General features: G+C 35.5%; 2 protein-coding genes. Both read right to left on the bottom strand.

Going from position 1 to position 1,000, the window contains the following annotated elements; genetic code table 11:
* Positions 1-143: 143 nt before the first annotated feature.
* The gene (locus tag H4J67_RS19905) at positions 144-449 is read right to left on the bottom strand and encodes a hypothetical protein (RefSeq protein WP_182204883.1); all 306 of its coding nucleotides are present in this window, start codon (positions 447-449) and stop codon (positions 144-146) included.
* Between the two features lie 136 nt (positions 450-585).
* The gene (locus tag H4J67_RS19900; RefSeq protein ID WP_182204880.1) at positions 586-837 is read right to left on the bottom strand and encodes a DUF1040 family protein; all 252 of its coding nucleotides are present in this window, start codon (positions 835-837) and stop codon (positions 586-588) included.
* Positions 838-1,000: the final 163 nt, after the last annotated feature.

Genomic DNA, 1,000 nt, shown 5'->3' with positions numbered 1-1,000 from the left:
AAAACCAATACGCCCTACGATGAGTCAAAATACTTAGAGGCCCTAAAACAAAGAGGCTCACCGCTATTAAAATTTGCTGTAAATAGCTAAATTTTACTAGTTGTCCACCTCAGGGCGTGTTGTTAGGTACACGTTACTACAGTTTAGCTTTTATATACAACAAGATACCTACGATAAAACCCAAAAGCCAGCAACAATAATGATGTTAAACCAAAGCCAATATATAAGTTAATTATTTGCTGTTCTGATAGCTCTATAACTTGAATTAAAAGCATTGGAGTTATTAGTAAAATGGGAAATAAAAAGCTTAATAAATGAGACAAACGATCCCAAGCTAAAACAGCTAGGCAATTGCTACATTGATATTGATTACCGATAAGGAATGACTTAGCTTTTTTTAATAAAGTTAAATCTGATTTATTTTTACAACTCGGACAAATTTTTTTCATTATTGCAGCTTACTCAATCCTTGATTGTGCGGTGTACCTAACGCCCAATTAACGGGCTAAAAATTGTGGGCTAAAATGGAAGCGAAGCGGACAGCCCACTGTTTTTAGTCCTGTTGAATTTCTTGTTAGGTAAGCCTTACGCCTTACCCTTTTTTACTTCCGACTTTAGGTACTCTAGGAAACTATCATCTTCGGTGTTGAATAGATCGAAACCTGTTTGTTTAAAACCATCCACCTCTACGCTTTCTACTTTTCCCACACCGGAATTATTTTGAGAATATCCATTTTGTAAAATGTAGATAAGCTGGTTAAACCTTAGATCTGGGCTCTTCGTCCACAGTTCATTTATTAACTCTAAAAACTCATCAATTCGTTGCGGTTCTCTCATTTAATACTCAAACCTTGAATGGCTACCTAACGCCTACTTAAGCGGAAAAATATAGTTGGCTAAAATGTTGAACGGAGTGAAAATAGCCAACTGTATTTTTTCCGTTTGAAGTTCTTGTTATAACTCAATATCATCCAAACTAAGCAACTGACGACTATTACGT

Source organism: Colwellia sp. BRX10-4 (assembly GCF_014077465.1).
Lineage (GTDB): Bacteria > Pseudomonadota > Gammaproteobacteria > Enterobacterales > Alteromonadaceae > Colwellia_A.
The sequence above is the reverse complement of the archived record's forward strand: the minus strand, read 5'-3'. Positions and strand labels throughout refer to the sequence as shown.

Coding starts and splice junctions, on each gene's coding strand:
- H4J67_RS19905 (WP_182204883.1), bottom strand. CDS start 449: ATGAAAAAAATTTGTCCGAGTTGTAAAAATAAATCAGATTTAACTTTA.
- H4J67_RS19900 (WP_182204880.1), bottom strand. CDS start 837: ATGAGAGAACCGCAACGAATTGATGAGTTTTTAGAGTTAATAAATGAA.